Raw genomic sequence first — 16,498 nt, 5'->3', positions numbered from 1 at the left:
GTTAGATCCACCGGTCCTTCGGATGCTCGTCGTCTCCGCCCTTTGGCTCTCCTTGACGAAGGCCCAGACCTCGACCGCAGTCGACGAGTGCCTTGTAGCGGTCGGGAAGCTCGGTGCGGACCTTCTCGGTGTCCTCCCACGTCAGGGTCAGCTCTGCCCGGCCGCCATCTCCCCGCTTCGGCTTGGCGTCCTGCACCGATTTGGCAAGGCATGGATTCTTGGGTATCAGGCTGTCGTCCACGGCCAGGTCAAAGACAGCCCGAAGATTGTCGAAGACCAGGCGCAGCGTGGAACTTTCGAGCAGCCGACGACGGTCGTGCAGCCAGTCCAGCAAAGACGACGCGTTCACGTCCTTTGCGCGCATTTTCCCAACTGCGGTAGGAACGATGTGTAGTTGAAGGTGCGCGGATTCCGTCATCCACTCCGGACCGCATCTTGGTCTCGTGCCGGCGGGCTTCGGCCTCGGTGCGGAACAACTCCGTCTGCTGGATGCCTTCCCGGTCGCCTCTCCGGCTTTCGGGCGTGACTTGTGCCAACGGTCGTACGGCATGGACTTAACTCCTAATTGTCGGGCAGCCTTGACGTTGCCGGTGGAGTTCTCTCGTGTCAGGGTCGTCAGCGACGGTGGAATCGTGTGATGGAATGTTGATCCAGGGATCAGGAAATGTCAAATGTATTATCTGTGGCATTGCGGCATGGGGATCCAGAGTGATGGGGAAGGAACTTGCCCTAGCCGAATCCTCGCTGAGGTATCGGTGAGGGTTCGCTGGTGTCTTTCGAGAGTTCTGCAGAGTCTCAGTAATTTCGCCGCAATCCCTTTTATTTGGCGCGGCTGGAATCTCATGTCACTGTTCGGTGCACCAACCAGTGGGCAATCGCTCGCGTGGTTCTTCCCTGCCCGTTTTCGAGTCTTTCTGGAGTACTCGTGCGTCGAACCACTGCCCGTGCGGCAGAAGCCGCCAGTGACGCGGGGTACCGCCGCCCGCTGATGAGTGCTGAGGAACTGGCCGACTTCCTCGGCGTGCCACTGAACACGGTCTACGTATGGAATCACCGACGTCAGGGTCCGCGAGCCCACAAGGTTGGCCGCTATTTGCGCTACCGCTGGCCGGAGGTGGAGGCATGGCTGGAAGCTCAGGTGGTGGATCGCGCGGTCTGAATAGGGGGAAGCCCGCAGAGGCTTGACGATCCCTGACCGCCGAGAGCGGTCGTAGGCTTCCCCCCCATGAGCTCGGTGCCGGCCTTGGTGCCGGGGGCCTTCGGGGCGTCCCAGGCGTTTGAGCGCGAGGAAGAGCGACGGCTCGACCAGTCCGAGCGACTCCCACAGGCGCGGGGACGACACCCTCGACGACCAGGAGCAGGACGAGACCCAGGGCTTCGGTGTAGTCGTATGACGCCCGGCTCGTAGCGATCTGTCAGCTCGGCAGCGCTCTCGGAGCGTGACAGGGACAGCTTCCAGGACGATGGCATCGACTGCTCAATCGGCCGGCGGAGGTTCGGACTTTTGGCAGCTTGTCGTCCCAGGCCCCCTCATCTACGTGGACACCGAGGCCGACGCCAATGCGAACAACTGGTCGAGTTGGTGACGACGACGCCAAGCAATCGCACGCCTCTGCCACTACCAGCGCTGCGTTCACGCGATCGGGGGGCGACCTCCGCGATGCCGCCCCTGACCACGACCAGGGGCACCGGCGGCTGGAACCCGCGGTCACGGCCTTCGTGGTCGGTGGCGTCCTGGCCGTCGGCGGCTCGTACTCGACCGTGGGCAGGGTCATTAAGCAGGGCCCGTTCCCCGTCGACGGTGTCATCCCGTTCCTCAAGCCGCTGGCCGATCACGGCTGGGCGGTAGGCCTGGCCTCCGCTGTGCTGCTCTACACGCTGCTCAGCCTCGGCACCGGGCGGAACCAGGAAGCTCGACCGCAGACTGGCTGGTGGCTGGTGAGTACGCCGGGTACGGATGTGGCGGAGCGCGCCTGTGCCTCTATATCGGGAGGGCGACAGTACCCGGCGTACAGCCCGACTCGTCTGCCGCCAAGTACCCCTGACCAGCGGAAGTATTGGTCAGGGGCCGTTTTTTTGCCCGATCGGGGGCTTGGCCGGACCCCGGTCCGTACTGGTTCGAACCGGACCGTGCAGCCGCTCGGCCTCGGCGGGGGCGTGCGAAGAACCCGCACGCCGGTGAGGTGTGCGCGAACTCCGCAGTGCGCGTGCGCTTTCGCGGGAAGGCGGATGGCTCCTCCTTCCTAACGTGGACGCGGCGCCTGGTGAGCACCGTGCTCCGGCCGCCTTCGACCGCCCCTGACGAAGGAACTCGAGGTGTTTCGATGACCGTCCTTCCGGAAGCAACCGCCGGGCACGAGGTGTTCGCGCCCGACGATCTGGGGGCCGTGCTGGACAAGGCCGCCCAGGTGGTGGGCGCGGACCGGGTCATCTACCCGGAGGAAGCCGTGGCCGGCGGGCCGCTGTCCACTCCGCTCGGCCCGAATGTCAGTCTGTACCGCTCGCGCACCGTCTTCGGTGTCGTACGCCCGCAGACCGCGGAGGAGGTGCGCCGTGTCGTCGGGCTGTTCGCCGACGGGCGGACCTCGGCCCGGCTGCACACCTTCAGCACCGGCGGCAACTGGGGTCTCGGCTCCCGCGAGCCCGCTCAGGACGGGGCCGTCGTGCTCGATCTGTCCGGGCTCGACCAGATCCGCGACATCGACGTCGCTCAGGGCTGGGCCGTGCTGGAGCCCGGCGTCACCCAGGCCCGGCTCGCCCGCCTTCTGGAGGGCAGCGAGCGCATGCTGAACGTGACGGTGTCCTCCGCGGGCACCAGTGTCGTCGGCAATGCGCTGGACCGCGGTGTGGGGCTGCGCCATCAGCGGGTGGATGATCTGACCGGGCTCGAAGTCGTCCTGCCCAGTGGCGAATTGATCCGCGTGGGATGGTGGCCGGACGCCGATCGCACCACCCCGGTGTACTCCCACGGGCTCGGGCCCTCCCTTGTGCAGTTGTTCGTCCAGTCCAGCCTGGGCGTGATCACCGCGGCCACCGTGCGGCTGCTGCCGCGGCCCGAGGACCTGCGGGTGGTCCGGCTCAACTTCACGCCGGACAAGGTGGAGGCGGCCACCGGGGAGGTGCAGCGCTGGGTGAGCCAGGGGCTGAGCCGTGGCGTGGTGAAGATCTACAACGAGGCCGCGGCCAAGGCCTACGACAGCCCGGCCGGGCAGTACCTGGTCCATGTCTGTGTGGACGGGACCACGGAGGCCGTCGACGCGCTCTGCGGCATCGTGGTCACCGAGGCCGTCAAGTCCGGGCTGTTCACCGCCGTCGCGGACCGCGACGCCCGGGACCCGGACGCCCCCAACCACGACATCGCCGTCCGCGTGGAGCGGGCGTACGCCGGTGATCCGGACCCGACGGACGTGCTGTTCGAGGCCAAGACGGGCCGGCCCGCCGCACGGCTGGACGAGGAGGGCGGCTTTCTGTTCTTCCTTCCGCTGGTGCCGTTCACCGGGCCGGCGCTGGCGCGGGTGGACGAGCTGGTCGAGCAGGTACGCGTGGAGACCGGCATACGCTGCGGGGTCACGCTCAACGCGCTGGGGCCGGACCTCGTCGACTGCGTGGTGACGATGAAGTTCGCACGGGCCGAGGACGAGGCCGAGCGGGCGCACCGGGCGCTGGACCGGCTCCACAAGCTCTTCGTGGCCGAGGGGTTCATCCCCTACCGCCTCGGCATCGAGCACGCCGACTGGGCGGACCGGCTCTCGGCGGGCACCGGCGCGCGGGCCTTCGCCCGGCTGCTGAAGGACGCCGTCGACCCCCACCACGTCATCGCCCCGGGCCGCTACACCTGAGTGCCCGGCCCTCAATTCCCCGCTTGCCCCGCCTGCCGCGCCTTATGCGCCTGCCGAATTGCCGCACCTGCCCCTGACTGCAACACACCGGATGCTGGGAGAGCGCCGTATGACACTGACAGAAGTCCTGGACACCGCCTCCATCACACGCGGGTCGCAGCAGGACTCCCTCACCGCGGAGGGAGTCCTGGCGCGTGCCCGCGCCGTCGCGCCCCGGCTGCGGGAGCGCGCCGAGGACATCGAGAACAACCGGCAGTTGCCACCGGACGTCGTCGAACTGCTGCGCGGGACCGGTGTCTTCCGCATGGCCCTGCCGAAGGCATGGGGCGGGCCCGACCTCGATCCCATGCAGCAGACGGAGGTCGTCGAGGCCCTCGCCACCGGTGACGCCTCCGCAGCCTGGTGCGCCATGATCGGCATGGACACCCCGATCTACGCCGGCTTCCTCGCCGAGGACGTCGCCCGCCGGCTGCTGGCCGACCCGGACGCCGTCACCGCCGGGGCGATCATGCCGATGGGCCGCGCCGAGCGGGTGCCCGGCGGCTACCGGGTCAACGGGCAGTGGCACTTCGGCAGCGGCATCACACACAGCACCTGGGTCGTCGGCGGCGTGCTGGTCACCCGCGGCGGCGAACTCGAGCCCGGCCCGGCCGGGGCGCCCGGCAACTGGCGGATCGTCGTGGCCCCGGTCGAGGACTTCGAGATCCAGGACACCTGGTACACCACCGGCCTGGCCGGCTCCGGCAGCCGTGACTACCGCACGGAGAACCTGTACGTCCCCGAGGAGTACACCTTCAGCTTCGCCACCCCCCGCGTCGAGGGCGCCGCCGGCACCCCGGACGCTGTCCTGCGCAACATGCCCGGTGTGCCGCTCGGGGTCGCCCGCGCCGCGATCGACCACGTCCGCCAGGTGGCCAAGACCCGCATCGACCGCACCACCCAGACTTCCTGGACCGACAGCTACCGCGTCCAGACCACCATCGCGCAGGCCGAGATGGACCTGTCCGCCGCCCGCTACGCCGTCTACGGCAGCCTGCGCGAGCAGTGGGAGATCCTCGAGGCCGGCGACGTACCCACCAGGGACGAGCAGGTGGCCACCGTGCTGGCCCGGGTGGGCGCCTTCCGCACCGCCCGCTCCGTCGTGACCTCCCTCTTCGACCTGGTGGCGACCTCCGCGGTCTACCGGCCCTCGGTGCTCGACCGCTGGCTGCGCGACCTCAACACCATGTGCCAGCACGTCATCGCCCAGGACCAGGTCGTCCAGTCCGCAGGTGCCCATCTGCTGGGTGGCGTTCCGCAGAACGCCTACAGCGTGGGCGTCGTCGCCTGATCCGACGAAGGCCACCGCACCGCACCGCAGCACCCCCCATGTCGCCCGACCCGACGCGGGCCATCGCACCACTCCACACCCCATCGATCACGAGGACCGGCTCTCATGGCTACGTCAACCGAACCACCCGTCATTAACGACGTCACCGACAAACCGACCGCCGGGTCGGCGCCCGCCGAGGCGAACTCCGCCTGGAGTGCCCGTCTTTGGGGCACGCTGATCGTGCTGTGCGGCGCGATGTTCCTGGACGCGCTCGACAACGCGATGGTCGGCATCGCCGTCCCGCCGATCCAGTCCTCCCTGGGCATGTCCACCTCGGCCGTGCAGTGGGTCGTCAGCTCCTATGTACTGGGTTTCGGCGGCTTTCTGCTGCTGGGCGGCCGGATGGCCGACCTGCTCGGCCGGCGCAAGGTGCTGCTGGTCGCAGTCGCCGTGTTCGCGGCCGCCTCGCTGGCCGGCGGGCTTGCGAGCGACGGCGCGCTGGTCATCGCCGCCCGTTTCGTGATGGGCGTCAGCGCGGCCTTCACCGCCCCGGCGGGCCTCGCGATCATCATGTCGACGTTCCCGGAGGGTGCCCAGCGCAACCGGGCCGTCAGCATCTACACCGCGTGCGGCGCGGCCGGCTTCTCCATGGGCCTGGTCTTCGGCGGTCTGCTCACCGAGATCGGCTGGCGCTGGACCTTCCTGCTGCCTGTGCCCGTTGCCCTCGGTGTGCTGTTCGGCGCACTCGCGCTGGTGCCGCGCGACCCCGCCCGCGCCCCGGGCCGGCGCACCTACGACGTGACGGGGGCCGCCTTGGTCACCCTCGCCATGCTGTTGCTGGTGTTCACCATCGTCCAGGCGCCCGAGGCGGGCTGGGGCAGCGCCACCACCATCGGCGGCTTCGTCGTGGCGGCTGCCCTGGTCGCCCTGTTCGTGGGCGTCGAGCAGCGTACCGCCGAGCCGCTGATCCGGCTCGGACTGCTCACCAACCGTGCTCTGATCGGTGCCGCCCTGACGGCTGCGGCCATCCTCGGCACGTACATGAGCTTCCAGTTCGTCGGCGCCCTCTACATGCAGTCGCTGCGCGGCTGGTCCCCGCTGCAGATGGCGCTGGCCTTCCTGCCGTGCGGGCTGCTCATCGCCACCATCGCGCCGCGCGCCGGCAAGCTGGTCGGCCGCTTCGGCCCAGCCTGGATGATCTTCGCTGGGTTCGTCGCCTACACCGCGGCGTACCTGCTGTTCTGGCGGATCGGTACGGCGTCCGATTACGTCGGCGTCATTCTGCCGACCATGCTGCTGATCGGCGTCGCCTTCCCGTTCTCCTTCACCGGCGCCTATGTGCAGGCGACCAGCGGGGTCGACGAGTCCGAGCAGGGCGCTGCCGCGGGCATTTTGCAGACCGGCTACCAGGTCGGTGCCGCGGTGGTGCTGGCCGCGGTGACCGCGACCATGGCGGGCGACGGCTCCTCCGCCGCGGACCGGCTCGACAGCTACCACTCCGGTCTGTACGTCGTCACCGGTATCTCCGCGCTCACCATGCTGTTCGCCCTGGTGTCGGCGGTGCGTGGCGCTGCGCGGCGTCGGGCGGCGGGAGCCGTTGCGCGCTGAGCGCCACGTGTTCCGCGGGAAGTGCCGCGATGGGGCGTCGATCGTCCGCGGCGCCGTCGTGGCCGCCGGTCGCGCGGGTCCGCGCCCGTGCCGAACAGTCGAACAGTTGAACTGCCGAACGAGCCGAAGGAGTACACCGTTGGTGTCCCCGCAGACCACAGGCCGTCAGCCGGTCGCCGAGGTCTCGCTGCTCGCCGGGGGGCCGCTGCCCGAGCCGGGCCCGGCGAATCTGGCCGAGGCCCTGCACCAAGCCGCACGGCGGCGCGGTGACCCGGCGATCTGTCATATCGACGGGTCCGGCAGCGAGTCCTGGAGCAGTTACGGCGAGTTGCTGGACGAGGCCTCGCGGGTGCTGGGCGGTGTGCGCCGGGCCGGGGTACGGCCGGGTGAGCGGGTGCTGCTGCGACTCGGCCGTGAGCGTGAGCTGCTCGCCGCGTTCTGGGCGTGTGTGCTGGGCGGGTTCGTGCCCGTGCCGGTCTCCTCGCAGGGCCCCGGCCCGCTGGAGGCGGCCTGGCACACCCTGCGCGGGCCGTGGATCATCACCGACACGGTCACCGGCGCCCTGCTGCCGGGGCCGGCCGAGGGCCCACGGGCACACTGGATCGGTCCTGTGGATGTCCTCGGCGGCGGACCTGCCGGGCCGGCCGACACCGCGCCGACGCCGGGCGGCGGGCACGACGTCGCCGTGCTCGTCCTGACGGCGGGCAGCACCGGCGCGCCCAAGGCCGTCATGCTCAGTCACGAGAACATCCTGAGCCGTTCGGCGGGCACCGCCCTGGCCAACGGGGTGGGCGAGCGGTGCGTGACCCTCAACTGGATGCCGCTGGACCATGTCAGCGGCCTGGTGATGTTCCATGTCCGGGACGTGGTCGCGGCGGCCACGCAGATCCACGCGGACAAGGAGTGGGTCCTCGCCGACCCGTTGCGCTGGCTGGACTTGATGGACCGGCACCGGGTGAACACCACCTGGGCCGCCAACTCCGCCTTCGACCGGGTCAGTTCGCGAGTGGAGGCGGAGCCGGGGCGGCGCTGGGACCTGAGCTGCGTGGCCTACGTCATGAACGGCGGCGCCCCGGTGAAGGCGCGGACGATCCGGCGTTTCGTGGCGAACCTGGCCCCGCACGGCCTGGCGGCGACCGTGATGCGTCCCGGCTGGGGCATGTCGGAGACGTCCTCGGGCGTCGTCGATCATCGTCTCGACGCCCGGCTGCTCGACGAGGACGCGCGTTACGTGCCGGTCGGCGTGCCCCATCCCGGGGTCGCCGTACGGGTGGTCGACGAGAACGATCGCGTGCTGCCCACGGGCAGCCTCGGCCATCTGCAGGTCAGCGGCCCGACGGTCAGTCGTGGGTACGCGGGAGCCGAGGAGCTGACCCGGCGTGCGTTCACCGCGGACGGCTGGTTCAGGACAGGTGACATGGCCGTCGTCGAGGACGGGGCGCTCACCGTCACCGGCAGCGTCGACGACCTGGTCCGGCAGGGCGGACTGCTCTGCCACGGCCACGAGATCGAGCTGCTCGTAGAGGAACTGGACGGCATCGTGGCCTCGTCGGCCGTGGCGTGCACGGTGGAGGGCGGCGAGCTGGCCGTCTTCTGCGCACTATCCGACGGCACCGACACCGGCGCGGCCGTACGGAGTGTCCGGGCGGCCGTCGGCGCGCGGTTCGGCCTGGCCGTCGACCACGTCGTACCGCTCGACCCGGCGGACATCCCCCGCACCCCCACCGGCAAGCCCAAGCGCGCTCAACTGCGTGCTCTTCTCGAGGAGTCCACACCGACATGCAGCTGATCCACCATCACCACGCCCTGGACGCGACCACGACCGCCGACGCCCTCCGGGAACTGTCCGACCGCCAGGAGATCGTCGACGCCCTGCACCGGTTCGCGCTGGGCCGCGACCTGAAGGACACGGCCCTGTTCCGCTCGGCGTTCACCCCCGACGCCGAGTTCGACTTCCGGCCCGTCGGCGCCCGGATCGGCCTGGAGTTCCCGCCGATGCACGGGGTGGACACGATCGCGGCGCACGTTCTCGCCCCGGACGTGGACCTCGACACCTCCCACACGGTGAGCAACTGCCGGGTGCGGCAGGACGGGGACGTGGCCGGGCTGACCGCGCTGGTGGAGGCACAGCACCTGCCCGGCGCCGACCACAGCCGGCACCTCCTGCTGAAGAACCTGTACGACGTCGACCTGGTCCGCGACGACCGGCGCTGGCTGATGCGGCGGGTCCGGGTCGCCAATCTCTGGTTCACGGGCGACCCGCAGGTGATCCTCGGCCGCTGACGGCCACCCCGGACAGACGGAAGGAGCACGTACGTTGACCACCGAGAAGGCCGAAACCGCCGTATTGCGCGAGGAGGTACGCGCGCTGGCGGACGGGCCCAACTTCGCGGCGCTCACCACGCTGATGCCGGACGGCATCCCGCAGACGCAGATCGTGTGGGTGGCCGCCGACGGCGACCACCTCCTCGTCAACAGCGAGGTGGGGCGGCAGAAGGTGCGCAACCTGCGCCGCGACCCGCGGGCCACGCTCATGATCTGGCAGCGGGACAACCCCTACCGGTACGTGGAGGTCCGCGGCGGGGTGGTGGGCGGGACGACGGGCGCCGCGGCCCGCGACCACATCGACGAACTCGCCCTGAAGTACACCGGACGCCCCTACCCGCCCGAGGACATCGGCTCACCCCGTGTCATCCTGCGGATCGCGCCCCGGAGACAGTATGTGTGGGGCCACTGATCCCGCCGTACCGCCCGGCGAGACGGGAGCGGTACCAGTCGGCGTCCGCGGCGAAGTCGTCGGCGAAGCTGGTGCCGGGCTCGGTGTCCAGCAGCCGCCACAGCCGGGAGCTGTCGTACCAGTGATCCACCGTCAGCAGCGACAGACGCCGCTGCCAGCCGGGGTCCTGTTCCGTGCCGGGCCAGGCAAGGGCCTGCGCGTACGACACCTCGCCGGCCGGGAGCGGCAGACCGACGGCCCGGGCGGCGGCGGTGAACAGTTCCTTCCCGGTGACCGGTTCGGAGCGGGCGGCGGTCAGTACCTCGCCGCGCGGGAGGCTCGGGCGCAGGGCGAGGGCGGTGATCACGCGGGCCAGGTCACGGACGCCGATCACCGACATACGGGCCCGGCCGCCGTCCACCCAGTGCGGCAGCTCCGTCATGAATCGCGCCAGGGCCGGCACCACCCACAGGTCGTCACGGCCGTAGACCAGATGTGGGCGCAGGACCAGCCCGCCCGCCGCCAGCACCCGTTCCTCGCCGGCGAGGCGGGTGATGCTGGTCGGGGAGCTTGGGCCGAGCGGCAACTCCTCTTCCGCCGCGCCCCGATGGGCGCCGTCGCGGTACACCGCCGTGGTGCCGAGCTGGATCAACCGCTGTACGGTGCCGCTGCGTTCGGCCTCGGCGAGCAGCGCCGCGGTGCCGGTGTCGTTGACCGCGCGGCACTGCTCGAGGCTGCCGCCGATCCGCGAGGCCAGGTGCAGCACCGTGTCGACGCCGTCGCACAGGCCGTGCAGGGACGCCGGGTCGCTCAGGCTGCCGCGGCGGACCTCCACCGGGTCGGCGCCGGGCAGCCCAGGCCGGGAGCGGTGGACGAGCAGCCGCAGCGCCGGCCGGGCCGGACGGGGGCCGCCGGCCGTGCCGGACGCGAGCAGCCCGGTCACCCTGGCGCCGATGAAACCGGTGGCACCGGTGATCAGAATGCGGCTCGGTCTCATGTGGTCATCCTTGTGGGGAGCAGCGGGCATACTTTTTCGGCCACGTCCGTCAAGTCGGTGGCCCGATCGAAGAAAGAGCGTTCGGCGGTGAAATTCCGATGAGAACGCGGATTACCAGGGAGGGAACAGACCGAGTGATGGTCCATGACGCTGATGGAATGCAGCCTTCCGATAGCTTGAATTCATGACGCAACAAAGCCTTCTTGCAGGCAAGTGCGCCTTTATCAGTGGGGCGGGGACCGGCATCGGAACGGCGGCCGCACGCCTGTTCTGTCGCGAGGGCGCGACGGTCATGCTGGTCGGCCGCCAGGGGGACAGACTGGACGCACTCACCCGCGAATTGCAGGAGGAGGGGTACGCGGCCGAGTACCTGACGGCCGACGTCGCGCACAGCGGCGAGGTGGCCGACGCGGTGGACCGTACGCTCGCCGCCTTCGGGCGACTGGATGTCGCCTTCAACATCAACGGCCCCGCGGCCGTGCACACCGCCCTGCATGTGATGGCGGACGAGCTCTACGACCTGGTCATGGACGCCAATGTGCGCGGGGTGTGGAACTGCATGCGGCACCAGATCCGCGCGATGCTGCCGCACGGCGGCGCCATCGTGAACGCCGCCAGCCCCGGGCAACCGGCCGCCGCCCCCGCGCCGGCGGTCGCCAGGGCCGCCGACCACGCCGTGCTCGGGCTGACCACGGCGGCGGCGGCCGAGTACGCCTCGCGTGACATCCGTATCAACGCGATCGTCCCCGGCTCGATGCGCGGTGAGATGCTCGACGACTGGCTCCAGCAGGGCGGTGGCGCCAACGAGTTGCTGCGTGGCGCCGAGGACCTGCTGCGCGGCGCGGCTTCGTCGTCGCCGCGGACCGCGGACCCGATGGAGATCGCCGAGACGGCGGCCTGGCTGCTGAGCGACCGGGCCGCCGCCGTCGCCGGTGTCACTGTGCACGCGGACTCCGGCCGGACGATCCGCTGACCGGGCCTCGGAACGGCTCGTGACGTCGACCGGATCCTGAAGGAGACGATTGCGCCGCCGGCGGTCACCGGTACGCCGACTCCCCGGTGGGCCCGGGCCGCCGGGGAGTTCGCCGTACCGTGCGCGGCAGGCGGCACTATCTGCCGGCTGACCCGGCGAACCGGATCACGAAGGCGAGCTGCTCGTGCTGGTGGCCGGTGACGCTGACCGAGGTGGTGCCGTCCTCGGCGGTGAAGGTGTGGGCCTCGATCCAGGTCGGGACGCCGAACTCGACGTACCGGGAGAACTTCATCTCGGACGAGGACGGGGTGAACCCGCTCGACGGGACGAGGAGGTTCGCGGCCTGCTGGGCCGCCTCGACCAGGACCATCGCCGGGATGTGGTCGTTGACCCGGTCGAAGAAGAGGTCGTTGGCCGGGTCGGCCCGCAGCTGCCAGCGGCCGGGCCGGTCGGCGGGGGCGAGGACCACGTCGGCCCGGGTGCGACGGACCGTCGGCGGGTCCACCGGCTCGGGCAGCGCGGCCGCGACTTCCGGAGCGTCGGAGGTGGTCATGGCCCCGCGTATGCGCGCGTAGGCGGCGGGCGAGGTGATGTTGAACCGGATGGAGCCGGAGCCGACCGGGCGGTCCCCCACCTTTATGGTCATGTCCATGTCGACATTGGAGGGCACTGCACCCCGTCTCCGCAGCGCGATGACGTGCACGTCCAGGGTGACCCCCGTGGGGACCGTCGCGCGCGTCAGCAGCGCCGCGTCCAGTCGGTGGCACAGTTCCCACATCACGAAGTGGTGCCGCAGCGGGACCCCCAGTTCCGCGTGCGAGACGAGCAGGGTGGTCTGCCGGATCGACTCCAGGACGAGCGAGGCCGTGTAGCGGCCGTCCGCCGCGAAGAGCCGGTGAGCCGAGGGCCAGCGTGTGGAAATCGTGAAGTGTGTGTCGTCACGGCGTGTGAGTTGTGTGGGGATCACGTCGTCCAGGTGTGCCCTGTGTACGAGCGTCCGATCCACCGGCAGGGCCGGCGGGTTTAACGGTTCTGCCGCTGTGAGCTCCGGGAATGCGGTGCGAAGCGTGCTCTGCTGGATGTCCCGGACGCTTGAAGCCATATCACTCAAGGTCATTGCCTTCTTCCTTCGTCGGTGAAGGTGCATGCCGAGTGGGGGTATGGCTGTTTCCCCCCGCGGTCGGTAAGGTACAGGCATGCGGGTTTGTTTTTCAATGGATTGAGAAGGCGAGCCCGCCGGAGCACGCAGCGGGAGCCGTCCCCCCGGGCGGTCCGAGAAAGTGAGGAGGCCGCGTGGCGCGACAGGATCGTGCGGTCAGGACCAGGCAAGTGATCCTGGATGCAGCAGGAGAGGTTTTCGCGGAACACGGTTACGCGGGAGCCACGATTTTGGATGTGTACCGCCGGTGCGGGGTGACGAAGGGGGCCTTCTACTTCCACTTCGCCTCCAAGGTGGAACTCGCGCAGGCCGTGCTGGACGAGCAGGTCGGCAGTCAGATGGGCTATCTGGAGGTGCCGCCCGCCGAGCGCAGGGTCAAGCTCCAGGACGTGCTCGACCTGGGGCTGCTCGTGGCGCACCGGCTGACCTTCGACCGGATGCTGCAGGGCAGCATCAGGCTGGCGGTGGACCAGGTGCACGAGATCGACCGCCGGGTGCCGTACCAGGCCTGGATCGACGCGCACGTGGCGATCCTGTCCGAGGCTCGGGAGCAGGGCGAGTTGCTGCCCGACATCGATATCCACGACTGCGCACAGATGTTCGTCGGCGCGTTCAGTGGAGTGCAGCTGATGTCCGAGGTGATGAGCGACCGCGCCGACGTGGAGGAACGGGCCGCCGTGCTCTACCGGCAACTGGCCCGCTCGATCGCGACGCCGGAGACCTACGACCAGTTGGACATCGAGGTGGGCCGCGGCAAACGGATGATGGAGAAGGCGGAAGAGGTGGCGCGGGAGCGGGCGGCCGGATGACGGAGGCCGCCGGGGGCGGGGGGCCGCCCGGCGGGGCGGCGGTTCCTCGGGAGCGTCATGGGTGTGTGCGTCGGGGCGGGGGACCCGGCGTACGGGCGGGCGGCGAAGGGATGGGTACCCGGCGTACCCGCCCTTGGCGCCCTTCCGGGTGGCGGGTGGTCAGCGGACCGGGGTGAGGGCCAGGGCTCGCAGGGCCGCTTGTGTGACCTGTGCGGCGGTGCGGCCCAGGGTCGGTACGGTCGCCCCGGCGACCTCGCGGTACAACGGGGCGCGCCGTGCCGCCAGTTCGCGCAGCCGGGTGGCGGTGTCGCCGGTGAGCAGCGGACGGCCCGTGAGGCCGTCGCCGCGGCCCAGCACCTCGTGGGCCTCGGCGTCGACATGGACGACCGGTCCGCCCGCCAGCAGTTCGCGGGTGCCCGAGTCGAGGACGGCGCCGCCGCCCAGCGCGAGTACGCCGTCGTGCTCGGCGAGCGCGGTGCGTACGGCTGCTCTCTCCAGCTCGCGGAAGCGGGGCTCGCCGTGCGCCGCGAAGATCTCCGCGATCGACTGTCCGGCGGTGCGCGCGATGTCCTCGTCGGTGTCGCGGAACCCGACCCGCAGCAGCTCTGCCATCAGCCGCCCCACCGTGGACTTGCCGGCCCCCGGCAGGCCGATCAGAACGGCGACCGGCCTCATGAGGGCTCCCTGACGGTGGTGGTGTCGGGCGATGGGTGGGCGGGGCCGGTCGGCGGGCATGGGGCCTCCTCGCGTGGGTCGGGTGCGTCGGGTCGGGATGCTCGGGTCCGGGTGGTGGCACGGCGCGTCGGGCGGGGCCGGGCGGCGGTCCTCGATCGTGCGGGCCGGTGGGCGGGTCGAGGGGCGCGACCTGACATAAGGGCCCCTGTCATCGCACTTTCCAATACGCCTTGCAAACCCGCATGCGGGTTTGTTTACCCTGGTCGGGTTCCGGCCAGACGTCGGGGCCCGGGCTCACCGACCACGGAGAAGCCACATGATCAAGCTCGATGACATCCGCCGGCACGCGGCCGCCCGCCCGGACGCGATCGCCCTCGTCGACGGACCGACGCGCCTGTCCTGGGCGGCATTCGCCGACGCGGTCGACCGGTTCGCGGCCGGGCTCTCGGCCCGGCTGCCCGAAACCCGTCCGGCTCGCGCGGTGTTCCTGTCCGGCCCCCGCTGGGAGCTCGCGGTCGCCCTGGCCGCGTGCGCGACCCTCGGCATCCCCTGCACGGGACTCGACCCGCAGGAAGACCCCAGCCGGCTCGAAGCCGTTCTCGGCCTGCTCGACCCGTGCGCGGTGTTCGTCACAGCGGAGTACCGGCCGCTGCTGGCCGAGCGTACGTGGCCGGCCAGGTCCCGGGCGCTGGAGATCGCACTGGACGGGCCGGCCGAGGGCGACCTCGGGGAGCCGGCCGCGGACGCGGCGGTGTCCGAAGGGCGGGCGCGGGATGCGGGGACGCGCCCCGAGCCGCCGCTCGCCCCGCCTGCCGAGGTGTCGACCGCGCCGGACTCCCGGCCGCCGAACGCCCCCCGGCCCGACGCACCCGTGTCCTGCCACCGCCTGATGCGCACCGGACCCTCGCGGCGGCTCCCCGAACCCCTGCATGGAGAGTCCCTCCGGCTCGTGCCCGGCGCGCGGGGGCCGCGGATCGCGGTACGGCGGATGGCGGCCGAGGGGCGTGGGCTCGTCGACCTGGTCGACGAGTTCGGGTTCGAACCCGGGGACGTCCATCTGGTGGCCGCGCCGCTGTGGCAGTCGCTGTCACTGCAGATGGCGCACACGCTGCTCGCGGTCGGTGCCACCGTGGTGCTGGACGACACCCAGGACCCGGAGACGGTTGCCGTGCTCGCCGCCGGCGAAGGCGCCACGACCGCGGTGATCGCCCCGGATGTGCTGGGCCGGCTGCTGGCCCACCCCGCCGCCGCCATGCTGGCGCACAGCGGGCGGCTGCGGTGCGTGATCACGCCTGGACGGCACCTGGGCCGCTGGACGGTCAACGCGGCCTGGGAGCGGCTGGGCCCCGTGCTGCACCTCGCGTACGGCACGCCCGAGGCCGGACTGAGCATGATCCTCACCCCGGAGGAGGCGCAGGTCACCCGGGCGCGCACCGGGCGGGCGGTGCTCGGCACCACGGTCGCCGTGCTGGACGGCAGCGGAGCCGTGCTGCCCGCCGGACGCCCCGGCCGTGTCGCCGTCGCCGGACACCATGTGATGGACGGCTACCTCGACGGCGAGGACGCCTTCGTCACCCTCGACGCAGGTACGGGTGAGCAGCGCTTCTTCGTCACCGACGACCTGGGCGTCCTGGACGAGCGGGGCCGGCTCACGCTGGTCGGTCGCCGTTCGGGGGTGACCCGGCCGGTTCGCGACCGCGCCGTCGACGCCGCGCTGTTCCGGCTGGAGGCGGACCTGCTCAATCTGCCCTGCCTGCGCGACACCGCCGTGGTCCGGGTCGATCTGCCCGCGCTCGGCGTCGCCCTGGTCGTGCCGTTCATCGCCGTCGCAGTAGGGCGCGAGGCCACGGGTTACAGGGCGTTGCGGACCGCCTGCGCCCGTCGTGTGCCGTCCATTCCGGCGCATGTGATCGCCGTCGACCACATCCCGTACAGCCCCACCGGCCGGATCCGTACGGCGGAGTTGCTGGAGGCGGTCCTGCCGATCATCTCCCTCAACCTCCAGCTGGAGCAGAGCGCACGACAGGAGATCTCCGCATGACCGGCGCCGGAAGGACCGACAGCGGGATGACCGACAGCGACCTCGACAGTGACTTCTTCGCCCTTGAGGCGGAGCTGCTGGAACTGGCCTGTGTGCGGGAGTGCGCCCTCGTCCTCACCGAACTTCCCGAGCTGGGCGGCGCGGTCGTGGTGGCGTTCGTCCCGCTCGCCGCGGAGCAGGAGATGGCCGGGCGGCGTGCCGTGCTCGCGGCCTGCCAGCGCAATCTGCCCGATCTGTACGCCCATGCCGTGGCCGTCGACGAGATGCCGCGCACCGTCGAAGGGGCCGTGCGCGAGGGGGAGCTGCTGGATGCCGTGCTGCCGCAGATCGCCCGGGACCTGATGTCGCCCGCCGTGATGTCCGACTGAT

At 70.9% G+C, this 16,498-nt stretch carries 15 protein-coding genes and 1 pseudogene; 12 read left to right on the top strand and 4 right to left on the bottom strand.

Annotation, left to right across the window (positions count from 1 at the left end; all coding sequences use genetic code 11):
- Nucleotide 1: 1 nt before the first annotated feature.
- Complete coding sequence (locus ABZ490_RS47340) at nt 2-364, bottom strand: hypothetical protein (protein WP_359005482.1); 363 nt, start codon at nt 362-364, stop codon at nt 2-4.
- A gap of 561 nt (nt 365-925) precedes the next feature.
- On the opposite strand from ABZ490_RS47340, the gene ABZ490_RS47335 reads away from it, so the two are divergent.
- The 8 genes and pseudogenes from ABZ490_RS47335 to ABZ490_RS47300 all read left to right on the top strand — a co-directional run bounded on the left by ABZ490_RS47335 (nt 926) and on the right by ABZ490_RS47300 (nt 9,496).
- Nucleotides 926-1,159, top strand: a complete 234-nt coding sequence (locus ABZ490_RS47335) for a helix-turn-helix domain-containing protein (protein ID WP_359005479.1) — start codon at nt 926-928, stop codon at nt 1,157-1,159.
- Nucleotides 1,160-1,704: 545 nt separating this feature from the next.
- Nucleotides 1,705-1,884: pseudogene (locus ABZ490_RS47330) on the top strand (nitrate reductase); the annotation flags it as partial.
- A gap of 440 nt (nt 1,885-2,324) precedes the next feature.
- Nucleotides 2,325-3,839, top strand: coding sequence for an FAD-binding oxidoreductase (locus tag ABZ490_RS47325; RefSeq protein WP_359005476.1), 1,515 nt, complete (start codon nt 2,325-2,327; stop codon nt 3,837-3,839).
- Nucleotides 3,840-3,948: 109 nt separating this feature from the next.
- The gene (locus ABZ490_RS47320) at nt 3,949-5,169 is read left to right on the top strand and encodes an acyl-CoA dehydrogenase family protein (protein WP_359005473.1); all 1,221 of its coding nucleotides are present in this window, start codon (nt 3,949-3,951) and stop codon (nt 5,167-5,169) included.
- A 105-nt stretch (nt 5,170-5,274) separates the two neighbouring features.
- Entirely contained in the window at nt 5,275-6,759 is a 1,485-nt protein-coding gene (locus ABZ490_RS47315; protein WP_359005470.1) for an MFS transporter, read from the top strand.
- 142 nt (nt 6,760-6,901) lie between these two features.
- The gene (locus ABZ490_RS47310; RefSeq protein ID WP_359005467.1) at nt 6,902-8,548 is read left to right on the top strand and encodes an AMP-binding protein; all 1,647 of its coding nucleotides are present in this window, start codon (nt 6,902-6,904) and stop codon (nt 8,546-8,548) included.
- Nucleotides 8,539-9,042: a nuclear transport factor 2 family protein gene (locus ABZ490_RS47305; protein ID WP_359005464.1), complete on the top strand. Its 504-nt coding sequence runs from the start codon at nt 8,539-8,541 to the stop codon at nt 9,040-9,042. The genes ABZ490_RS47310 and ABZ490_RS47305 overlap by 10 nt, the downstream gene beginning before the upstream one ends.
- A 34-nt stretch (nt 9,043-9,076) precedes the next feature.
- Nucleotides 9,077-9,496 (top strand): PPOX class F420-dependent oxidoreductase, encoded by a 420-nt coding sequence (locus ABZ490_RS47300; protein WP_359005457.1) that lies wholly within the window; start codon nt 9,077-9,079, stop codon nt 9,494-9,496.
- Here the strand turns inward: ABZ490_RS47300 and ABZ490_RS47295 are convergent.
- On the bottom strand, nt 9,450-10,472 hold the full coding sequence (locus ABZ490_RS47295; RefSeq protein WP_359005454.1) for an NAD(P)-dependent oxidoreductase: 1,023 nt from the start codon (nt 10,470-10,472) through the stop codon (nt 9,450-9,452). The genes ABZ490_RS47300 and ABZ490_RS47295 overlap by 47 nt on opposite strands.
- A gap of 184 nt (nt 10,473-10,656) precedes the next feature.
- Here ABZ490_RS47295 and ABZ490_RS47290 point away from each other — a divergent pair, with 184 nt between their 5' ends.
- Nucleotides 10,657-11,445 (top strand): SDR family oxidoreductase, encoded by a 789-nt coding sequence (locus ABZ490_RS47290; protein WP_359005451.1) that lies wholly within the window; start codon nt 10,657-10,659, stop codon nt 11,443-11,445.
- Nucleotides 11,446-11,581: 136 nt separating this feature from the next.
- Here ABZ490_RS47290 and ABZ490_RS47285 read toward each other — a convergent pair whose 3' ends face one another.
- Nucleotides 11,582-12,547 carry a ScbA/BarX family gamma-butyrolactone biosynthesis protein gene (locus tag ABZ490_RS47285; protein WP_359005531.1) on the bottom strand — a complete coding sequence of 322 codons (966 nt, stop codon included), beginning with the start codon at nt 12,545-12,547 and terminating at the stop codon, nt 11,582-11,584.
- A 191-nt stretch (nt 12,548-12,738) separates the two neighbouring features.
- Between ABZ490_RS47285 and ABZ490_RS47280 the strand changes: the two genes are divergently transcribed.
- Complete coding sequence (locus ABZ490_RS47280; protein WP_359005448.1) at nt 12,739-13,413, top strand: ScbR family autoregulator-binding transcription factor; 675 nt, start codon at nt 12,739-12,741, stop codon at nt 13,411-13,413.
- 159 nt (nt 13,414-13,572) lie between these two features.
- On the opposite strand, the gene ABZ490_RS47275 is transcribed toward ABZ490_RS47280, so the two are convergent.
- Nucleotides 13,573-14,088, bottom strand: coding sequence for a shikimate kinase (locus tag ABZ490_RS47275; RefSeq protein WP_359005446.1), 516 nt, complete (start codon nt 14,086-14,088; stop codon nt 13,573-13,575).
- A gap of 316 nt (nt 14,089-14,404) precedes the next feature.
- Between ABZ490_RS47275 and ABZ490_RS47270 the strand changes: the two genes are divergently transcribed.
- Together ABZ490_RS47270 and ABZ490_RS47265 are read left to right on the top strand one after the other, a co-directional pair.
- Nucleotides 14,405-16,129, top strand: coding sequence for a class I adenylate-forming enzyme family protein (locus tag ABZ490_RS47270; protein ID WP_359005443.1), 1,725 nt, complete (start codon nt 14,405-14,407; stop codon nt 16,127-16,129).
- Nucleotides 16,126-16,497: a hypothetical protein gene (locus ABZ490_RS47265; protein WP_359005440.1), complete on the top strand. Its 372-nt coding sequence runs from the start codon at nt 16,126-16,128 to the stop codon at nt 16,495-16,497. The genes ABZ490_RS47270 and ABZ490_RS47265 overlap by 4 nt, the downstream gene beginning before the upstream one ends.
- Nucleotide 16,498: the final 1 nt, after the last annotated feature.

The organism is Streptomyces sp. NPDC005811 (genome assembly GCF_040630405.1).
In the GTDB taxonomy this organism is placed as follows: Bacteria; Actinomycetota; Actinomycetes; order Streptomycetales; family Streptomycetaceae; genus Streptomyces.
This window is presented reverse-complemented; position numbering and strand designations above follow the sequence as displayed.

Bases quoted from the DNA above. Each gene is read 5' to 3' on its own strand.
- ABZ490_RS47265 (WP_359005440.1), top strand. From the start codon at position 16,126: ATGACCGGCGCCGGAAGGACCGACAGCGGGATGACCGACAGCGACCTC.
- ABZ490_RS47320 (WP_359005473.1), top strand. From the start codon at position 3,949: ATGACACTGACAGAAGTCCTGGACACCGCCTCCATCACACGCGGGTCG.
- ABZ490_RS47315 (WP_359005470.1), top strand. From the start codon at position 5,275: ATGGCTACGTCAACCGAACCACCCGTCATTAACGACGTCACCGACAAA.
- ABZ490_RS47285 (WP_359005531.1), bottom strand. From the start codon at position 12,547: ATGGCTTCAAGCGTCCGGGACATCCAGCAGAGCACGCTTCGCACCGCA.
- ABZ490_RS47270 (WP_359005443.1), top strand. From the start codon at position 14,405: ATGATCAAGCTCGATGACATCCGCCGGCACGCGGCCGCCCGCCCGGAC.
- ABZ490_RS47295 (WP_359005454.1), bottom strand. From the start codon at position 10,472: ATGAGACCGAGCCGCATTCTGATCACCGGTGCCACCGGTTTCATCGGC.
- ABZ490_RS47340 (WP_359005482.1), bottom strand. From the start codon at position 364: ATGCGCGCAAAGGACGTGAACGCGTCGTCTTTGCTGGACTGGCTGCAC.
- ABZ490_RS47305 (WP_359005464.1), top strand. From the start codon at position 8,539: ATGCAGCTGATCCACCATCACCACGCCCTGGACGCGACCACGACCGCC.
- ABZ490_RS47325 (WP_359005476.1), top strand. From the start codon at position 2,325: ATGACCGTCCTTCCGGAAGCAACCGCCGGGCACGAGGTGTTCGCGCCC.
- ABZ490_RS47290 (WP_359005451.1), top strand. From the start codon at position 10,657: ATGACGCAACAAAGCCTTCTTGCAGGCAAGTGCGCCTTTATCAGTGGG.
- ABZ490_RS47275 (WP_359005446.1), bottom strand. From the start codon at position 14,088: ATGAGGCCGGTCGCCGTTCTGATCGGCCTGCCGGGGGCCGGCAAGTCC.